The organism is Ottowia beijingensis (assembly GCF_013423955.1).
GTDB lineage: Bacteria > Pseudomonadota > Gammaproteobacteria > Burkholderiales > Burkholderiaceae_C > Ottowia > Ottowia beijingensis.
In genome coordinates, this window is record NZ_JACCKX010000001.1 from 894,166 (window position 1) to 911,575 (window position 17,410).

The following is a 17,410-nucleotide window of genomic DNA, read 5'->3' on the forward strand; positions in this document are numbered from 1 at the left end:
GACTGTTAAAAATCATAGCTTCTTGCGCCCGATACATAAGGGTTTCAGGCAGTTTCACGCCTGAATTCCTCGCAGGACGTTCGAAAGCAGCTATAAAAACATACTGATTGCAGGGCAACCGCCGCCCTTGCGCCGCTCAGGCCAGCGGCATCGGCTCGCTGTCGGTGGGCCCGAGCTGGCTGTGCAGTTCGCTCAGCAGCAGGGTTTCGTGAATGCGGTCGGCCAGGTACCAGCTGCCGCGCAACTGCGATTCCTGCGTGAACGGTGCCAGGCGCGGCGTGATGCGCAGGTTGGTCAGGCCGTGCAGCGGCGAGTCGGGCGCGGTCAGCCGTTCGTCGTCGCTGTCCATCATGAAGGCACTAATGCGGCCCGAGCGCAGGGCGCCCGCCAGCGCCGGCAGGTCGAACAGCGACGGCCGGCTGATGCTGGTCCACAGCTGGCCCGGCTTGCAGGATTCGAGCACACGCTCGCTCACCAGCCCGCGGTAGCGCGAGGCGTAGATGGTCTGCACCGACACCGCGTCGGCCACCTCCAGCATGTCGGTCAGCGCCATCGGCTGCACGCCCAGGCGGCGCCACAGCTCGGCGTTGCGGTGCACCGCCGGGTCGTAGCCGACCACACGCACGCCCAGCGGCACCAGCATGGTGGCCAGCACGTGCGCCGGCGGCGCCAGGCCGAACAGCGCGATCACGCTGTCGTTGATCTCGCGCCCCGGATGGCCCCGCGAGCGCGGGTCGCCGTCGCCGCGCCGGCGCACGCCCTGGCGGAACAGCGACAGCAGGCTGAGCAGCAGGTATTCGGCGCTGGCGCGCACCGTGGCGCTGGAGGCCTGGATGACGCGCACGCGCCGCTTCTGGCAGGCTTCGAAGTCGATGTTCTCGGTGCCGTCGTGGATGCGGCCCACGGCCGCCAGGTGCGGCGCGGCGTCGAGCAACTGGGTGTTGATCTTCAGACGGGGCGGCACCACCAAAGCGTTGACGCGCTGCAGGCGCTGGTGCAGCAAGCCCTCATCGTCCAGCAGCTCTGGCCGATAATCGACCTGATGCCGGGCTGCCAGCCACTGGCGCGCGTCGGTGGCCAAATCCTCCAGCAGGAGAATGTCCAAGCGTTCCTCTCTGATTTTCTGTCGTTCTGTGCGCTGACCGGCGCCGCACGCCCGCATCAACCGCCTGCACAGCACTTTACCATCCGGTTTATTCGCCCATGCACACCACCCGTCAGGTCAACACCGCCGTCTTTCCCGTCGCCGGACTCGGCACGCGCTTTCTGCCCGCCACCAAGGCCAGCCCCAAAGAGATGCTGCCCATCGTCGACAAGCCGCTGATCCAGTACGCGGTGGAGGAGGCCTACGCCGCCGGCGTGCGCCACATGGTGTTCGTCACCGGCCGCAGCAAGCGCGCCATCGAAGACCATTTCGACACCGCCTACGAACTGGAGAGCGAGCTCGAGGCCGCCGGCAAGCACGAGCTGCTGAAGGTGGTGGAAGCCGTGGCGCCTGACGACATGGACTGCACCTACGTGCGCCAGCACCGCTCATTGGGCCTGGGGCATGCCGTGCTGTGCGCGGCACACATCGTGGGCGAGCAGCCGTTTGCCGTGCTGCTGGCCGACGACCTGATGGTCGGCCCGCCCGGCGGCCAGCCGGTGCTGGCGCAGATGGCCGACGCGTTCGAGTCGCTCGGCCGCTCGGTGCTGGCGGTGCAGGAGGTGCCCGAGGACCAGGTGCGCCGCTACGGCATCGTGGCCGGCGCGGCGGCGGGCGAGCGGCTGATCAGCATCGAGCGCATCGTCGAGAAACCCGCGCCCGAGGCCGCGCCCTCGCGCATGGGCGTGGCCGGGCGCTACATCCTCACGCCGCGCATCTTCGACGAGATCCGCAACCAGCCGCCCGGCGCCGGCGGCGAAATCCAGCTCACCGACGCCATCGCGCGCCTGATGACCAAGGAGCGCGTCTACGCTTACCAGTACAGCGGCAAGCGCTACGATTGCGGGAGCAAAGAGGGTTTTCTGGAAGCCACCGTTGAACTGGCGCTGCAACACCCCGAGATGGGTGCGCCGTTCCGCGATTACCTGAAGACGCTGAAGCTCTGATCAGCGCCGGCGCAGGATGTGCGCCGTGGTGTTGCCTTCGGTGGTCTGCTCGACCAGCTCGTTGCCGGTCTGCCTGGCAAAGGCCTCGAAGTCGCGCACGGCACCGGGGTCGGTCGACAGCACCTTCAGCAACTGGCCGCTCTGCAGTTCGGCCAGGCCTTTCTTGGCCTTCAGGATGGGCAGCGGGCAGTTCAGCCCCGTGCGTCGACTTCTTTGGCGATATCCATGCAGCGATTGTGCGTCAATCCAGCCCGCGGCGCCGCTCGGCGTTTTCCTCGGCGGTGAAGAACACCGGCTCGTGCCCGCGCGCGCGCAGCCAGTCGGCCAGCGCATAGCCGGTGCCGGCGGGCCAGCACTTCAGCTCGGGCAGGTCGTACAGGCGGTAGTCGATCAGTTCGGGCGAGAGCTTCACTTCGCCGGTGCACACGGTGTGGAAGGCGATGATGACCTGGTTCATGCGCTGGAAGTCGTACACGCCCACCAGATCGAGCGACTGCACGTCGAGGTTTGTCTCTTCCTTCACCTCGCGCGCAATGCCCTCCTGCGCCGACTCGCCCGCCTCCATGAAGCCGGTGATCAGCGCGAACATCTTGGCCGGCCACAGCGCATTGCGCGCCAGCAGCACCTGGCCTTGGTATTCGACGATGGCGGCCAGCACCGGCGTGGGGTTGTTCCAGTGCGTGAAGCCGCAGCCGGCGCAGCGCAGGCGCTCGACGATGCCGCTGTCTTCCTGCATGGGCAGCATCTCCAGCGGCGTGGCGCATTGGGGGCAGTAGTTCCAGCGGGTCATGGTTGCTTTTGTATTGATAGCTGCCTGCGCCCGCCAGATGCGCGCTGCAGGCCGATTTCGTTCAAATTCAGGCCGGGAACACGCCGGTCGACAGGTAGCGGTCGCCGCGGTCGCACACCACGAACACGATGGTCGCGTTCTGCTCGCGCGCCGCGATCTGCTGCGCCACCCAGGCCGCACCGCCCGACGAGATGCCGCCGAAGATGCCCTCGCGCCGCGCCAGCTCGCGCGCCATGTCCTCGGCGTCGAGCTGGTCCACCAGCACCAGCTCGTCCACCGCCTGGGGGTCGTAGATCTTCGGCAGATACTCCTCGGGCCACTTGCGGATGCCCGGAATGCGCGAGCCTTCCGACGGCTGCGCGCCGATGATCTGCACCTTCGGGTTCTTCTCTTTCAGAAAGCGCGACACGCCGGTGATGGTGCCCGTGGTGCCCATGGCGCTGACGAAATGCGTGATGCGCCCGCCGGTCTGCTCCCACAGCTCGGGGCCGGTGGTCTCGTAGTGGATGCGCGGGTTGTCGGCGTTGGCGAACTGGTCCAGCACGCGGCCCTTGCCCTGCGCCACCATCTTGTCGGCCAGGTCGCGCGCATATTCCATGCCGCCCGAGCGCGGCGTCAGGATCAGCTCGGCGCCGAAGGCCTTCATGGTCTGCGCGCGCTCGACCGACAAGTCCTCCGGCATGATCAGCACCATGCGGTAGCCCTTGATGGCCGCCGCCATGGCCAGCGCGATGCCGGTGTTGCCGCTGGTGGCCTCGATCAGGGTGTCGCCGGCCTTGATCTCGCCGCGCTCCTCGGCGCGCTGGATCATCGACAGCGCCGGGCGGTCCTTCACCGAGCCGGCGGGGTTGTTGCCCTCCAGCTTGGCCAGCACCACGTTGCCGCGTGCGGCGTTGTCGTCGGCGTTCACGCGCTGCAGGCGCACCAGCGGCGTGCGGCCGATGGCGTCTTCGATCGTGGGGTAGTTCATCGGATGCACTGTGCCATAATTTCCAGCTTGCCTTGCGCAGCCCGGGTGGCGAAATCGGTAGACGCAGGGGATTCAAAATCCCCCGCCGCAAGGTGTGCCGGTTCGAGTCCGGCCCCGGGCACCACCAACGTGAAAAAGCCGCAGGTTCTCAGCAGAACCTGCGGCTTTTTCATCGCCGCCGGTCGATGGGCACCGTGGCCGCCGCCGGCACCGCGGGGCCACCGCCGCGCGCCTCCAGCCACAGCAGGATCACCGCCCCCACCGCCAGCACGCCCACGCCGGCCAGCGCGCCCGCCTTCACGTAAACCACCGACGACCACAGCATGTAGCCGCACACCGCAGCAAACAGCAATGGCATCAGCGGGTACAGCGGCACCCTGAAGGGGCGCGGCGTGTCGGGCTCCTTGCGGCGCAGCACGATCAGCGCCAGCGTGCACAGCAGGAAGAACAGCCAGAACACCGGCGCCGTGTAGTCCACCATGGTCTGGAAACCGCTGCGCAGGCTGGCGCCGAACACCACCAGCACCAGCGCGAAGGCCGACTGCGCGTACAGCGCCGCCGCCGGCACGCCGCGGTCGCCCTCCCAGCGGCCCAGCGCGTGCAGCGCGGCCCAGTCGCGGCCCACGGCGAAGTTGGTGCGCGCGCCGACGATCATGGTGGCGTTGATCGAGGTGAGCGCCGCCACGGCCACCATCACGGCGATCAGCGTCTCGCCCGTGCGCCCGAACGCCACGCCCAGCAGATCGGCCGCCACCGCCTCGCTTTTCGCCATGCCCTGCAGGCCCAGCCCGTACACATAGGCCAGGTTGACCAGCAGGTACAGCACGGTGATCAGCGTGATGCTGATGACCAGCGCGTGCAGGATGCCGCGGCGCGAGCCGCGCAGCTCGGCGCTGAGGTAGGCCGCCTCGTTCCAGCCGCCGAAGGTCAGCAGCACGAACACCATGGCCAGCCCCAGCATGCCCAGGGCCGGCGCGGCCGAGCCGCCACCGGCGCCCTCGCCTGCCGTCGCCACCGGCATGGTGTGGCCCGCATCGCCCCACAGCCACAGCCCGGCCACCACCACCAGCACCAGGCCCAGCACCTCGGCCAGCGTCAGCCAGCTTTGCGCGCTGGCGCTGGCGTGGATGCCGCGCGCGTTGACCCAGGTCAGCACGATCACCGCCAGCGCGCCCCACACCGCCGAGCTGTAGGCCCCCAGCGGCACGATGGCGCCCATGTAGTCGCCGAACACGAAGGCCAGCATGGCGATGGAGCCCGTGGTGATGACCGCGAAGCGCGCCCACGCGAACAGGAAGGCCACGCGCCTGCCATACGCCCGGTGCAGGAAGTGGTAGTCGCCCCCGCGTGCGGCCAGGCCGCCGCCAGCTCGGCGTAGCACAGCGCGCCGATGAGCGAGATCACCCCGCCCGCCAGCCAGGCGGCCATCATCCAGCCGGTGGAGCCGGTGAACTGCGCCACCAGCGAGGGCGACTTGAAGATGCCCGCGCCGATGACGATGCCGACGATGATGGCGATGGCCTCGCGCAGGCGCAGCGTCTGCTGCGGCTGGATGGTTTCTGCGTCGGCGCGGCTCATTCGGTCCCCAGCGATTCGGCCTCGTGCTCGGGCGCGGGGCCGGCGCCGTCGAAGGGCGGTGCCGCACCCAGCCGGCGGGCGCTGAACGGCTGGCGCGCGCCGTTGTTGGTGAAGTCGTACACCGAGCCTTCCATGCGGTCGCCCGCCACGCGGCCGACGAAGCGGCGCAGGTGGCCGTCCTCGTCGGTCAGGTCGAACGACAGGCGCTCGCCCAGCAGCTTGCCGTCGCTCGGCAGTGCCGTGAAGTCCTTGAACAGCGCTTCGCCGGTGACGTACTGGAAGCGCTGCGTGAACGACATGCGCACGGTGCGCGGGCCGCTTTGCTGCGGAAAGCTGAACTCCCAGTCGCCGCCCGCGTTGGCCGGCACCAGCCACAGGTGCACCGAGGCATGCCCGACCTTGGCGCTTTCGTCCGGCGCCAGCGGCCCATGCGGAACTCGTGCGACACCACGCGCGTGCCCGGCTTCAGCGCCAGGATGCGGTGGCGCAGCCGCAGGTTCAGGTGCGGCAGCAGGTACATGGTGATGACCGTGGCCTGGCTGAAGTCCGACTCGAAGATGTCGGCCTTCTCGAAGCGCGCGCGGTCGGCCACCTTGGCCTGCTGGGCGCGGCGGCGCGACAGCTCGACCATGTCGGGGTTGTATTCGATGCCCAGCCCCCGTGCGCCCTCGCGCGCGGCGGCGATGACGATCTTGCCGTCACCCGAGCCGAGGTCGATCACGTAGTCCTTGGGCGTGACCTGCGCCATGCGCAGCATGCGGTTGACCAGCGTGTCGGGCGTCGGGATCCAGATCACGTCCTTGCCGGACTGGCCGCGCTCCGGCTCGTAGGTGACGGCGCCGGTCTGCGCCCACAGCGCCGGTGTGCCCAGCAGGCCGCCCAGGGCGATGGCGCCGGAGCCGGTCAGCAGCTGGCGGCGCCGTGCGCCGAAGGCGTCGAGAGGGGTCATGCGTTGAAGTTCCTTGACATCAGGGGTTGGGGTGGACTCACCCAGACAGACCGTCTGCGCGGCCAGCCCGCAAGCCTGACGGCCCGCGGCCCGGGATGAAAAATAGCACGGCTTTGCCCGAGCGCCGCCGCAGCCTATTGCCGCCCGCGGCCGCCGCGCCGGGCGGCTGGCGTCACACGGCGTCGCCAGCGCTGTCGGGCGGCATCCAGCGCTGCAGCTGCAGCACGTTCTCGCCCCGGTGGCGCGGCTGCGGGCCAGCTCCTGCCGCGCCACGGTGCGCAGGTGCACCTCGTCGGGGCCATCCAGAAAGCGCAGGGCGCGGCCCCAGCTCCACAGCGCGGCCAGCGGCGTGTCGGGCGTCAGGCCCACGGCGCCGAACACCTGCATGGCGCGGTCGATCACCGTGGTCTGCAGGCGCGCGGCCACCAGCTTGATGGCGGATACGTCGGTGCGCGCGGCCGCGTTGCCTTCCACGTCCATGCGCCAGGCGGCGCGCAGCACCAGCAGGCGCGCCTGGTCGATCTCGATGCGGCTCATGGCGATCCAGTCCTGCACGTTGGCGAAGTCGGACAGGTGCCTGCCGAAGGCCATGCGCTCCAGCGCGCGCTCGGCCATCAGCTCCAGCGCCAGCTCGCACTGGCCGATGGTGCGCATGCAGTGGTGCACGCGCCCCGGCCCCAGCCGCGCCTGCGCCATGGCGAAGCCGTCGCCTTCCGATCCCAGCAGGTTGGCGGCCGGCACGCGCACGTCGCGGAACAACAATTCGCAATGCCCCTCGATGGCCTGGTGCTGCATCACCGGGATGTTGCGCACGATCTCCAGCCCCGGCGCATCCATGGGCACCAGCAGCATGCTGTGGCGGCGGTGCGCGGGCGCGTCGGGCGAGGCATCGGAGATGCCCATCACGATGGCCAACCGGCAACTGGGGTGCGCCGCGCCGGTGATGAACCACTTGCGGCCGTTGAGCACGTAGCTGTCGCCATCACGCGCGATGCGCGTGCCCAGGTTGGTGGGGTCGGACGAGGCCACGTCGGGCTCGCTCATGGCAAAGCATGAGCGGATGGCGCCTTCCATCAGCGGTTCGAGCCACTGCGCACGCTGCTCCGGCGTGGCGAACAGGTGCAGCAGCTCGATGTTGCCGGTGTCGGGCGCGCTGCAGTTGAACACCTCGCTGGCCCAGGGCACGCGGCCCATGATCTCGGCCAGGGGCGCGTATTCCAGATTGCTGAGGCGCGTGCCGGGTTCGCCCTCTTTCAGGCCCGGCAGGAACAGGTTCCACAGGCCGGCTTCGCGCGCCTGGCGCTTGAGCGGCTCGATCACGTCGAGCGGGTAGACACCCGCATCGGCCCAGCGGTGCCAGTCGCGGTGCGAGGGCAGGATCAGGTCATCCATGAAGCGCTGCACCTGGCTTTGCAGCGCCTGCACGCGGGGCGGGTAAGCGAAGTCCATGCGGTCACTCTACGCCCTTCGGGGGTGGCGGCGCAGTCCTGTCGAAGACAGCATTACTACAAATAAAGTAGCTTCTGGCGCCCTCCGCAAGCCATTTTCAGATACTTTTCTCTTGAATTCGTTGCTGGATGGGCGCTGGCCACTATCAAAACAGATTGATCATCAAGAAGTCTCGGATGACGCGCGGACGCCATCCGCTGTGGGGAGCGGGCTTGCCCGCGATCAGGCGTTCGTGGCGACGAGGCGCCTCATCGCGGGCAAGCCCGCTCCCACAACACGGTCTGAGGCTTCTTGATAGTCAAGCAAGACGGTGGTCATTCAGGCAGGCGCCAGCCCGGTGGCCACCGTCGGATAGCGCAGGCGCAGGCGCAGCTCCTGCTTCAGCCGGCGGTTGTGCATGCGGCGCGATTCGCGCATGAAGGACAGCTGCACCGCGCTCAATTGTTCCGTTGCCTGCGCGCGGCTGATGCGCGGCGGCCGTGGCAGGCCGTACAGGTCGGCCGCTTGATCGAAGTAGTCGCCCATCCGCAGGTCGCTGTCGTCGCTGGCGTGCACCACGCGCTGCGGCTTGCCGCGCCACAGGGCGGCCAGCACGGCGCGCGCCAGGTCGTCGGCGTGGATGTGGTTGGTGAACACGTCGTCGGCTGCCGCCAGCACGGGTGTGACGCGCTGCAGGCGCTCGCGCGGCGTGCCGTTAGGGCGATCAGCGGCGTAGATGCCGGGAATGCGCAGGATGCTGGCGCGCACGCCCGCCGCGCGGCCGAAGGCGCGCACCTGGCCTTCGGCGGCCACGCGGCGGCGTGCGCGGGCGGTCTGCGGGTTCAGGGCGCGCGTTTCGTCGATCCACGCCCCGCCGCAGTCACCGTACACACCGCTGGTGGAGCCGTAGACCAGCGCCGCCGGCACGCTGCGCCGCGCCAGCACGCGCAGCAGTGCCTGCGTGCGCGCATCGCCCTCGCCTTCGCCCGGCGGGGGTGCCAGGTGAATCACGTGCGTGGCGATGCCGGCCAGTCGCCGCAGGCTGGCTGTGTCGTCCAGGTCGCCCGCCAGCGGCGTGATGCCCTGCGCGCGCAAGGCGGGCGCCGCCGCGGCATCGCGCACCAGCGCCAGCACGCGCACACGCGGCGACAGCCGCCGCGCCGCGCGCCCCACGTCGCCGCAGCCGACGACGAGCACGCGCACGCGCCTGAAGCGCGCCGGCAGCGCACCGAGGGAGTCTGGTTTGAGGGCAAAATTGGCCGGTTCAGCGGGGTGGAAGTCCCCGCGAGGATACTCAAGCCATGACCTACACCATCACCGTGCAACCCAGCGGCCGCAGCTTCGAGGCCGAACCGGCCGAAACCATGCTCGCCGCCGGCATCCGCCAAGGCATCGGCCTGCCCTACGGCTGCAAGGACGGCGCCTGCGGCTCGTGCAAGTGCAAGAAGATTTCGGGCACCGTCACCCACGGCCCGCACCAGGACAAGGCGCTCAGCGCCCAGGAAGAGGCCGACGGCTACGTGCTGACGTGCTGCGGCACCGCCACCAGCGACGTGGTGCTGGAATCGCGCCAGGTCACGCACGCGGGCGCCTTCCCGATCAAGAAGATGCCGGCGCGCGTGGCGACGCTCGAAAAGCTGTCGCCCGACGTGGTGCGCCTCAAGCTGCAGTTGCCCGCCAACGACATCATCCAGTACCACGCGGGCCAGTACGTCGAGTTCATCCTGCGCGACGGCGCGCGGCGCAGCTACAGCATGGCCAACGCGCCGCACACGCTGATCGAAAGCGGCGCGCCGATGGTCGACCTGCACATCCGCCACATGCCCGGCGGCAAGTTCACCGACCACGTGTTCGGCGCGATGAAGGAGAAGGAAATCCTGCGCATCGAGGGGCCGTACGGCAGCTTCCACCTGCAGGAATCGCCCAAGCCCATCGTGCTGCTGGCCTCGGGCACGGGCTTCGCGCCCATCAAGGCCATCATCGAGCACATGCAGTTCATGGGCATCACGCGCGAGGCCGTGCTGTACTGGGGCGGCCGCCGCCCGCACGATCTGTACATGGACGAGTGGGTGAAGGCCCGCTGCGCCGAGATGCCGCACCTGAAGTATGTGCCGGTCGTCTCCGACGCGCTGGCCGAGGACGGCTGGAGCGGCCGCACCGGCTTCGTGCACCTGGCGGTGCTGCAGGATTTCGCTGATCTTTCAGGCCACCAGGTCTACGCCTGCGGCGCGCCCATCGTGGTCGATTCGGCGCGCAAGGACTTTGTCGAGAAAGCCGGCCTGCCCGAGCACGAGTTCTTCGCCGACGCCTTCACCAGCGAAGCGGACAAGTTGAGCGTGTGAAGTGCGGCGCATGCGTGCCGACTCTTCTTTTGATAGTGGCTTGCGCTGGATGGAAGCCATTTTCAAGAACAAATGACCTGAATTCATTTTTTGGCAAGCGCCAGCAGCTATCATTTTTTGACTATCAAGAAGTCTCAGATGACGCGCGAACAGCATCCGCTGTGTGGGAGCGGGCTTGCCCGCGATGAGCCGACTCGTCGCCACGAGGGCCAGATCGCGGGCAAGCCCGCTCCTACAACGCCGTTCGAGACTTGTCGCCGATCCGGCATTTTTTAACTTGAGTTCCCTGATGCAACGACGCCATCTGCTCATCACCACCCTCGCCCTGGCTGCCAGCACGGCGGCCTTCGCGCAGTCCGCCAAGCCGATTCGCCTGATCGTGCCCTATGCCCCCGGCGGCCCGCTGGACGTGACGGCGCGCGCGCTGGCCGAACAGGTGAAGGATTCGCTGGGCACCGTCATCGTCGAGAACAAGCCCGGCGCCGGCGGCAACATCGGCAGCGACTACGTGGCCAAGGCCACGCCGGACGGCAGCGTGATCGGCCTGGCCGCCGTGGCCACGCACGCCATCAACCCCTGGCTGTTCAGCAAGATGCCCTACGACGCCGCCAGGGACTTTGCCCCCATCACGCAGATGGTGCGCGTGCCCAACGTGCTGGTGATGAACGCCGACACCGCCGCGCGGCTGAAGATCAACACGCTGGCCGACCTGATCGCGTATGCCAAGCGCAACCCCGGTCAGCTCAACTACGGCTCGGGCGGCAACGGCTCGGCCGGGCACCTGGCGGGCGAGATGTTCAAGCAGGGCGCGGGCGTGTTTGCCGTGCACATCCCCTACAACGGCGCCAACCCGGCGCAGCTGGCGCTGGTGTCGGGCCAAGTGGATTTCAACATCGACAACCTGGCCTCTGCCGCGGCCAACATCAAGGCCGGCAAGCTGAAGGCGCTGGCCGTGACCCCGCCAAGCGTTCGCCCATGCTGCCGGGCGTGCCGGCCATGGCCGAGACGCTGAAGGGCTTCGAGGTCGACACCTGGTGGGGCCTGGCGGCGCCCGCCGGCACGCCGAAGGACGTGATCGACAAACTCAACACCGCCTTCACCGCCGCGCTGAAGAGCCCCGAGACGCAGCAGCGCTTTGCCATGCTGATGGCCGAGCCCGTGCCCACCACGCCCGAGCAGTTCGGCCAGCTCATGCAGCGCGAGCGGGCGCGCTACGAGCCGGTGGTCAAGCGCTCGGGCGCCAAGGTGGACTGATACGGATTGGCTTTCAATAAAGCTTGACCATCAGGAAGTCTCGTTCCGCCTCCACTTGAAAACGTGAACAACCGTCGTCCCGGCGAAAGCCGGGATCCAGGTGTTCTTGCACACGCCGTCTGGATTCCGGCTTGCGCCGGAATGACGAATTTCTGGCTGTCTTGATCGGGAATTGAATCAGATGCCGCGCGGATCGCATCCGCGGTGTGGGCGCGGCCTTGCCCGTAACGGGGCATCTCGTCGCCACCAACGCTTGATCGCGGGCAAGCCCGCTCCTACAACGCTGCCTGAGACTGGTGACGCATCAAGCAACACGGCCCTGCCGACGATGTGAGAGCAGTTGGGCGGGGCCGGGGACAGGCATATACTCACCACCATGCAGGCCGCCAGCACCCGCCAATCAAGCGCAAGAAGAACATACTCCCCTCTTCTTCTGGCGCCGATGCGCAGCCCGGTGATTGAATCAAGCCCGGCCTGGCAGGGCTTGCCAGCACCGCCTACTCGCCCAGATACGCCGCGCGCACCTTCGGGTCGGCCAGCAGGTCCTTGCCGGCGCCCGTCATGCTGATGAGGCCCGATTCCATCACGTAGCCGCGGTCGGCCAGCGCCAGCGCGCGGCTGGCGTTCTGCTCGACCAGCAGGATGGTGACGCCCTGCGCGTACACGTCGCGCACCACCTCGAACACCTTGTCGACCATGATGGGCGACAGGCCCATCGATGGTTCATCGAGCAGCAACAGCTTGGGCCGGCTCATCAGCGCGCGGCCCATGGCCAGCATCTGCTGCTCGCCGCCCGACATGGTGCCGGCCAACTGGTCCTTGCGCTCGCGCAGGCGCGGGAAGATGGTGAACACCTTCTCGATGTCGGCGGCGATGCCGGCCTTGTCGTTGCGCACGTAGGCGCCCATGTGCAGGTTCTCGGTGATGGTCATGCGCGTGAACACGCCGCGCCCTTCCGGCACCATGGCCAGGCCCTGCTTTACCAGGTCCCACGGGCCCTGGCCCTTGATGGACTTGCCCAGGTATTCGATGTCACCGCCGGCCAGCGGCAGCGTGCCGGTGATGGCCTTCATGGTGGTGGTCTTGCCGGCGCCGTTGGAGCCGATCAACGACACCAGCTCGCCCTCGCGCACCTCGAAGTCCACGCCCTTGACGGCCTGGATGCCGCCGTAGGCCACCTGCAGGCCCGATACTTTCAACAGGGTCTGGGCCATCTCAATGTCCTCCGGTGCCCAGGTAGGCCTCGATCACTTTTTCGTTCTTCTGCACGTCGGCCGGCGTGCCCTCGGCAATCTGCTTGCCGTAGTCGAGCACCGTCACGCGGTCGCACAGGCCCATCACCAGCTTCACGTCGTGCTCGATCAGCAGGATGGTGCGGTTGTCCTTGCGGATGCGGTCGATCAGCTCGCGCAGCTGCACCTTCTCGGTGGCGTTCATGCCGGCGGCGGGCTCGTCCAGCGCGATGAGCTGGGGGTCGGTGGCCAGCGCGCGGGCAATCTCCAGCCGGCGCTGGTCGCCGTACGACAGCGTGCGCGAACGGAAGTGCGCGTATTTGCCGATGCCCACGTAGTCCAGCAGTTCCATCGCACGTTCGGCGATGGCTTCTTCCTCGGCCTTGAAGCTGGCGGTGCGGAAGATGGCGCCGAACAGGCCCGAATGGGTGCGCACGTGGCGGCCCACCATCACGTTCTCCAGCGCCGTCATCTCGGCGAACAGGCGGATGTTCTGGAAGGTGCGCGCGATGCCCGCCCGGGCCACGTCGTGCACGGCCTGCGGCTTGTAGGGCTTGCCGCCCAGCTCGAAGCTGCCGCCATCGGGCGTGTACAGCCCGGTGATGACGTTGAAGAAGGTGGTCTTGCCGGCGCCGTTGGGGCCGATCAGGCCGTAGACCTGGCCGCGCTGGATGGTGATGCCCACGTCCGACAGGGCCTGCAGCCCGCCGAAGCGCTTGGACACGCCCTGGACGCGGAGTACGGTATCGCTGCTCATGGTGCTCGTCCTCGCGGCTCAGGGGTTGATGGCGTCCTGGCGGCGCACGGTGCTGCCGGGCACGGCGTCGGCCGGGAAGTCGATGCCCGGCGGGTTCTGCTGCGCCGTGGTGGGCATGACCTTGCCGGTGGCCAGCGGGCGCGCCTTGCCGTGCTCAGGCGTGGGCCACAGGCCGCGCGGGCGCAGCAGCATGATGCTGATCATGGCCAGCGCGATCAGCAACTGGCGCAGGATCGCCGAGTCGAGGCGGCCGTCGGTCATGGCCTGCAGCGGGCCGGCCACGTAGCGCAGCACCTCGGGCAGCGCCGCCAGAAGCACCGCGCCCAGGATCACGCCCGGCAGGTGGCCGATGCCGCCCAGCACCACCATGGCGACGATCATCACCGACTCCATCAGGCTGAACGATTCGGGCGAGACGAAGCCCTGGAAGGCCGCGAACATCGAGCCCGCCACGCCGCCGAACGAGGCACCCATGCCGAAGGCCAGCAGCTTCATGTTGCGGGTGTTGATGCCCATGGCCTGGGCGGCGATCTGGTCCTCGCGCACCGCCATCCAGGCGCGGCCGATGCGCGAATCCTGCAGCCGGTAGCAGACGAACACGGTGACCAGCACCAGCACCAGGAACAGGTAGTAGTACAGCGAGACCGAGGCGATCTCGAAGCCGCCGATGGTGAGCGGCCGGCCCAGGTCGAGCCCGAAAATCTTGACCGAGTCGATCTGGTTGATGCCCTTGGGGCCGTTGGTGATGTTGTAGGGGTGGTCGAGGTTGTTCAGGAAGATGCGGATGATCTCGCCGAAGCCCAGCGTGACGATGGCCAGGTAGTCGCCGCGCAGCTTGAGCACCGGAATGCCCAGCAGCACGCCGGTGAAGGTGGCCAGCAGCAGCGCCACCGGAATCACCAGCCACAGCGAGGTGTGGAAGCCGTTGGGAAACGCCGCGCCGATGGCGGCGAAGGTGCTGGTCAGGTGTGGCGAGGCCAGCAGGCCGTAAAGATACGCGCCGACGGCGAAGAAGGCCACGTAGCCCAGGTCCAGCAGGCCGGCCTCGCCCACCACGATGTTCAGGCCCAGCGCCAGCATCACGTACAGCAGCGCGATGTCGACGATGCGCACCCAGGCGTTGCCGAACTGCTGCAGCACCAGCGGCAGCACCAGCAGCGCGATGCCGCACAGGGCGAAGACGATGATCTTGTTCTTTTGGCTCATGAGAGTGATCCGATGTGCGTGCGCGGCAGCGCACCAAGGGCCGCGGAGCCGGCCATGCCAGCGAACGCCGTGCCCGGACCTGCGCCGGGCACTGGCGTTGTCCCCCTCGCACCGCAGAGGGGGAAGGCGCCGCAGGCGACTCAGGGGGTGTTCATGCCCTGTCCGCCACGCGCTCGCCCAGCAGGCCGGAAGGCCGCAATGTGAGCACGATGATCAGCACGATGAAGGCGAAGATGTCGGTGTAGTGGCTGCCCAGCAGGCCGCCGGTGAGCGTGCCGATGTAGCCCGAGCCGATGGCCTCGATCAGCCCCAGCAGCAGCCCGCCCAGCACCGCGCCCCCAGGTTGCCGATGCCGCCGAACACCGCGGCGGTGAAGGCCTTGAGCCCCGGCAGGAAGCCCATGGTGTGCTGGGCCGTGCCGTAGTTGCTGGCGTACATCACGCCGGCAATGGCCGCCAGCACGGCACCGATGATGAAGGTGGCGGAGATCACCACGTCGGGCTTCACGCCCATCAGCCCGGCCACGCGCGGGTTCTCGGCCGTGGCGCGCATGGCGCGGCCGATCTTGGTGTAGTGCACCAGGTACATCAGCAGCGCCAGCGACACGGCGGTGACGCTCAGGATCATGATCTGCGTGGGCGTGATGTAGGCACCGCCGACGTTGAACGGCGCGCTGGGCAGCAGCGTGGGAAAGGGCTTGTAGTTGGGCTTCCAGATGATCATCGCCAGCGTCTGCAGCAGGATCGACATGCCGATGGCGGTGATCAGCGGTGCCAGGCGCGGGCTGTTGCGCAGCGGCCGGTAGGCCACCTTCTCGATCACGAAGTTGAGCGCCGCCGCCACCACGCAGGCAATCAGCATGGCCAGGATCAGGATCACCCAGCCGGGCGCGCCGGGCATGGCGGCCTGCATCATGCCGATGACCGACCAGGCGGTGAGCGCCCCGACCATGAGCACTTCACCGTGCGCGAAATTGATGAGTTGGATGATGCCGTAGACCATGGTGTAACCCAGGGCGATCAAGGCATACATGCTGCCCAGCACCAGACCGTTGATGATCTGCTGAAGCAAGACTTCCATTCCGTTCCTCCTGCGCCGTGGCGCGTGGTCGACGGGGCGGCCTTGTTGATGGTGTACCCGGCAGCGCCTTGTGGGCGCCATCAGCCACCTAGCAAAAAACCCGCCAGGTGGTCTGTAGCGGGTTTTGGTGAAAATAATTCTAGCGGCGGGCAAGGCCGGCCAAGAGCCAGATGCACCGGGGTTTTCCTTGTGGGCGACGCACCGTCGCGGTGCGCCGCGGCGCAGGCGGGTGCCCATCCTGGGGCGGCGCGCTATGCGTCGGGGGCACCATCGGCCGCGTCGCGGTTGCGTCGACGCAACTCGGCCAGCTTGTCGCCGATCCTGATCTCGAGCCCGCGCGGCACGGGCTGGTAGAAGTGCTGCTCCGGCATGCCGTCGGGCAGGTAGCGCTCACCCGCGGCAAAGCCGCCGGCCTCGTCGTGTGCGTAGCGGTAGCCCTTGCCGTAGTCGAGCTGCTTCATCAGCTTGGTGGGCGCGTTGCGCAGGTGCAGCGGCACGGGGCGCGTGGTGTCGTTCTTGACGAAGGCCTTGGCGGCGTTGAAGGCCTTGTAGACGGCGTTGCTCTTGGGCGCCACGGCCAGGTAGACCACGCATTCGGCCAGGGCCAGTTCGCCTTCGGGGCTGCCCAGGCGCTCGTACACGTCGGCGGCGTCCAGGGCCAGGCGCAGCGCGCGCGGGTCGGCCAGGCCGATGTCCTCGCTGGCCATGCGGATCATGCGGCGCGCCAGGTAGCGCGGGTCGGCGCCGCCGTCGAGCATGCGCACGAACCAGTAGAGCGCGGCATCCGGGTCGCTGCCGCGCACCGACTTGTGCAGCGCGCTGATGGTGTCGTAGAACTGCTCGCCGCCCTTGTCGTAGCGGCGCAGGCGCTCGCCCAGCACCTTCAGCAGCCAGGCGTCGGTGATGGTGTCGACATGCTCGGCGCGGGCGGCGACGAACAGCGTCTCCAGCGTGTTCAGGAGGCGCCGCGCATCGCCGTCGGCGTAGGCGATCAGGCGCTCTTGCGCTTCTTTTTCGATAGCTGTCTGCGCTTGCTCCGACTGCGCCCGGGCCAGAATCTGCTTCAGATCGTCTTCATCGAGCGGCTGCAGCACGTAGACGGCGGCACGCGACAGCAGCGCGGAGTTGACTTCGAACGAGGGGTTCTCGGTGGTGGCGCCGATGAAAGTGAACAGCCCGCTCTCGACGTGCGGCAGGAAGGCATCCTGCTGGCTCTTGTTAAAGCGGTGCACCTCGTCGACGAAGACGATGGTGGCCTGCGGCGTGAGGCTGTCACGCGCCTTCTCGGCCAGCTCGACCGCATCGCGGATGTCCTTGACGCCGCCGAGCACGGCGCTGATGGGGATGAACTGCGCGTCGAACGCGTCGGCCATCAGCCGCGCGATGGTGGTCTTGCCGGTGCCGGGCGGCCCCATAGGATGCAGCTGTGCGGCTGGCCCGATTCGAAGGCAATACGCAGCGGCATGCCCTCGCCCAGCAGGTGCTGCTGGCCCACCACCTCGGCCAGCGTGCGCGGGCGCAGGCGCTCGGGCAGGGGCACGTGCAGTGGCGCGTGGGCGGCGGTCTTGGGTGGCGGGCGAGGCATGGACGGATTCTAGGAACGCCGGCGCAGACGCCGCCCATGCCATCGATGAATCAAATGATCTTGATGATCAAGAAGGCCCAGATGATGCGCGGTCGTCATCCGCTATGTGGGCGCGGGCTTGGAGCGTTCGTGGCGACGAGGCGCCTCA

Annotated in this window: 12 protein-coding genes, 1 tRNA gene and 5 pseudogenes; 4 read left to right on the forward strand and 14 right to left on the reverse strand. The window is 68.2% G+C overall.

Features of this window, described 5'->3' with window-relative positions:
• Positions 1-136: 136 nt before the first annotated feature.
• Positions 137-1,105, reverse strand: coding sequence for an NAD(P)-dependent oxidoreductase (locus tag H0I39_RS04495; protein ID WP_180549711.1), 969 nt, complete (start codon positions 1,103-1,105; stop codon positions 137-139).
• Positions 1,106-1,203: 98 nt separating this feature from the next.
• Here H0I39_RS04495 and galU point away from each other — a divergent pair, with 98 nt between their 5' ends.
• On the forward strand, positions 1,204-2,091 hold the full coding sequence (galU, locus tag H0I39_RS04500) for a UTP--glucose-1-phosphate uridylyltransferase GalU (protein WP_180549712.1): 888 nt from the start codon (positions 1,204-1,206) through the stop codon (positions 2,089-2,091).
• On the opposite strand, the gene H0I39_RS04505 is transcribed toward galU, so the two are convergent.
• The 3 genes from H0I39_RS04505 to cysM form a co-directional block, all read right to left on the reverse strand.
• Positions 2,092-2,424 carry a sulfurtransferase TusA family protein gene (locus H0I39_RS04505; RefSeq protein WP_180549713.1) on the reverse strand — a complete coding sequence of 111 codons (333 nt, stop codon included), beginning with the start codon at positions 2,422-2,424 and terminating at the stop codon, positions 2,092-2,094.
• Positions 2,333-2,881, reverse strand: a complete 549-nt coding sequence (locus H0I39_RS04510; RefSeq protein WP_180549714.1) for an NUDIX hydrolase — start codon at positions 2,879-2,881, stop codon at positions 2,333-2,335. The genes H0I39_RS04505 and H0I39_RS04510 overlap by 92 nt, the downstream gene beginning before the upstream one ends.
• Positions 2,882-2,948: 67 nt before the next feature.
• Positions 2,949-3,851: a cysteine synthase CysM gene (cysM, locus tag H0I39_RS04515; protein ID WP_180549715.1), complete on the reverse strand. Its 903-nt coding sequence runs from the start codon at positions 3,849-3,851 to the stop codon at positions 2,949-2,951.
• A 39-nt stretch (positions 3,852-3,890) separates the two neighbouring features.
• Between cysM and H0I39_RS04520 the strand changes: the two genes are divergently transcribed.
• A tRNA-Leu gene (locus tag H0I39_RS04520) sits at positions 3,891-3,975 on the forward strand.
• Positions 3,976-4,020: 45 nt separating this feature from the next.
• On the opposite strand, the gene H0I39_RS04525 is transcribed toward H0I39_RS04520, so the two are convergent.
• From H0I39_RS04525 to H0I39_RS04540, 5 genes and pseudogenes are all read right to left on the reverse strand, one after another.
• Positions 4,021-5,154, reverse strand: coding sequence for an amino acid permease (locus H0I39_RS04525; protein ID WP_308645768.1), 1,134 nt, complete (start codon positions 5,152-5,154; stop codon positions 4,021-4,023).
• Positions 5,155-5,425: 271 nt separating this feature from the next.
• A complete protein-coding gene (locus H0I39_RS04530) occupies positions 5,426-5,728 on the reverse strand; it encodes a hypothetical protein (protein ID WP_180549716.1) in 303 nt (100 codons plus the stop codon).
• A complete protein-coding gene (locus H0I39_RS21610) occupies positions 5,617-6,378 on the reverse strand; it encodes a class I SAM-dependent methyltransferase (RefSeq protein WP_307776869.1) in 762 nt (253 codons plus the stop codon). Before H0I39_RS21610 ends, H0I39_RS04530 begins: the two co-directional genes overlap by 112 nt.
• 246 nt (positions 6,379-6,624) lie before the next feature.
• A pseudogene (locus H0I39_RS21615) lies at positions 6,625-7,827 on the reverse strand (acyl-CoA dehydrogenase family protein); the annotation flags it as partial.
• Positions 7,828-8,145: 318 nt separating this feature from the next.
• Positions 8,146-9,059, reverse strand: a pseudogene (locus H0I39_RS04540) (NAD-dependent epimerase/dehydratase family protein).
• A gap of 48 nt (positions 9,060-9,107) precedes the next feature.
• Here H0I39_RS04540 and H0I39_RS04545 point away from each other — a divergent pair.
• Positions 9,108-10,148, forward strand: coding sequence for a CDP-6-deoxy-delta-3,4-glucoseen reductase (locus tag H0I39_RS04545; RefSeq protein WP_180549718.1), 1,041 nt, complete (start codon positions 9,108-9,110; stop codon positions 10,146-10,148).
• A 289-nt stretch (positions 10,149-10,437) separates the two neighbouring features.
• Positions 10,438-11,402 (forward strand): annotated as a pseudogene (locus tag H0I39_RS04550) (Bug family tripartite tricarboxylate transporter substrate binding protein).
• 497 nt (positions 11,403-11,899) lie between these two features.
• Here the strand turns inward: H0I39_RS04550 and H0I39_RS04555 are convergent.
• The 5 genes and pseudogenes from H0I39_RS04555 to H0I39_RS04575 form a co-directional block, all read right to left on the reverse strand.
• Positions 11,900-12,616, reverse strand: coding sequence for an ABC transporter ATP-binding protein (locus tag H0I39_RS04555; RefSeq protein ID WP_180549719.1), 717 nt, complete (start codon positions 12,614-12,616; stop codon positions 11,900-11,902).
• Between the two features lies 1 nt (position 12,617).
• Positions 12,618-13,391 (reverse strand): ABC transporter ATP-binding protein, encoded by a 774-nt coding sequence (locus tag H0I39_RS04560; protein WP_180549720.1) that lies wholly within the window; start codon positions 13,389-13,391, stop codon positions 12,618-12,620.
• A gap of 18 nt (positions 13,392-13,409) precedes the next feature.
• Positions 13,410-14,597 (reverse strand): ABC transporter permease subunit, encoded by a 1,188-nt coding sequence (locus H0I39_RS04565; protein ID WP_180549721.1) that lies wholly within the window; start codon positions 14,595-14,597, stop codon positions 13,410-13,412.
• A gap of 151 nt (positions 14,598-14,748) precedes the next feature.
• A pseudogene (locus tag H0I39_RS04570) lies at positions 14,749-15,677 on the reverse strand (branched-chain amino acid ABC transporter permease).
• A 251-nt stretch (positions 15,678-15,928) separates the two neighbouring features.
• Positions 15,929-17,262, reverse strand: a pseudogene (locus H0I39_RS04575) (replication-associated recombination protein A).
• Positions 17,263-17,410 lie beyond the last annotated feature (148 nt).

What these genes read in the sequence shown, in the direction of transcription:
- galU (WP_180549712.1), top strand. Translation starts at nt 1,204, where the DNA reads ATGCACACCACCCGTCAGGTCAACACCGCCGTCTTTCCCGTCGCCGGA.
- H0I39_RS04505 (WP_180549713.1), bottom strand. Translation starts at nt 2,424, where the DNA reads ATGCGCTGGCCGACTGGCTGCGCGCGCGCGGGCACGAGCCGGTGTTCT.
- H0I39_RS04510 (WP_180549714.1), bottom strand. Translation starts at nt 2,881, where the DNA reads ATGACCCGCTGGAACTACTGCCCCCAATGCGCCACGCCGCTGGAGATG.
- cysM (WP_180549715.1), bottom strand. Translation starts at nt 3,851, where the DNA reads ATGAACTACCCCACGATCGAAGACGCCATCGGCCGCACGCCGCTGGTG.
- H0I39_RS04530 (WP_180549716.1), bottom strand. Translation starts at nt 5,728, where the DNA reads ATGTCGTTCACGCAGCGCTTCCAGTACGTCACCGGCGAAGCGCTGTTC.
- H0I39_RS21610 (WP_307776869.1), bottom strand. Translation starts at nt 6,378, where the DNA reads ATGACCCCTCTCGACGCCTTCGGCGCACGGCGCCGCCAGCTGCTGACC.
- H0I39_RS04545 (WP_180549718.1), top strand. Translation starts at nt 9,108, where the DNA reads ATGACCTACACCATCACCGTGCAACCCAGCGGCCGCAGCTTCGAGGCC.
- H0I39_RS04555 (WP_180549719.1), bottom strand. Translation starts at nt 12,616, where the DNA reads ATGGCCCAGACCCTGTTGAAAGTATCGGGCCTGCAGGTGGCCTACGGC.
- H0I39_RS04560 (WP_180549720.1), bottom strand. Translation starts at nt 13,391, where the DNA reads ATGAGCAGCGATACCGTACTCCGCGTCCAGGGCGTGTCCAAGCGCTTC.
- H0I39_RS04565 (WP_180549721.1), bottom strand. Translation starts at nt 14,597, where the DNA reads ATGAGCCAAAAGAACAAGATCATCGTCTTCGCCCTGTGCGGCATCGCG.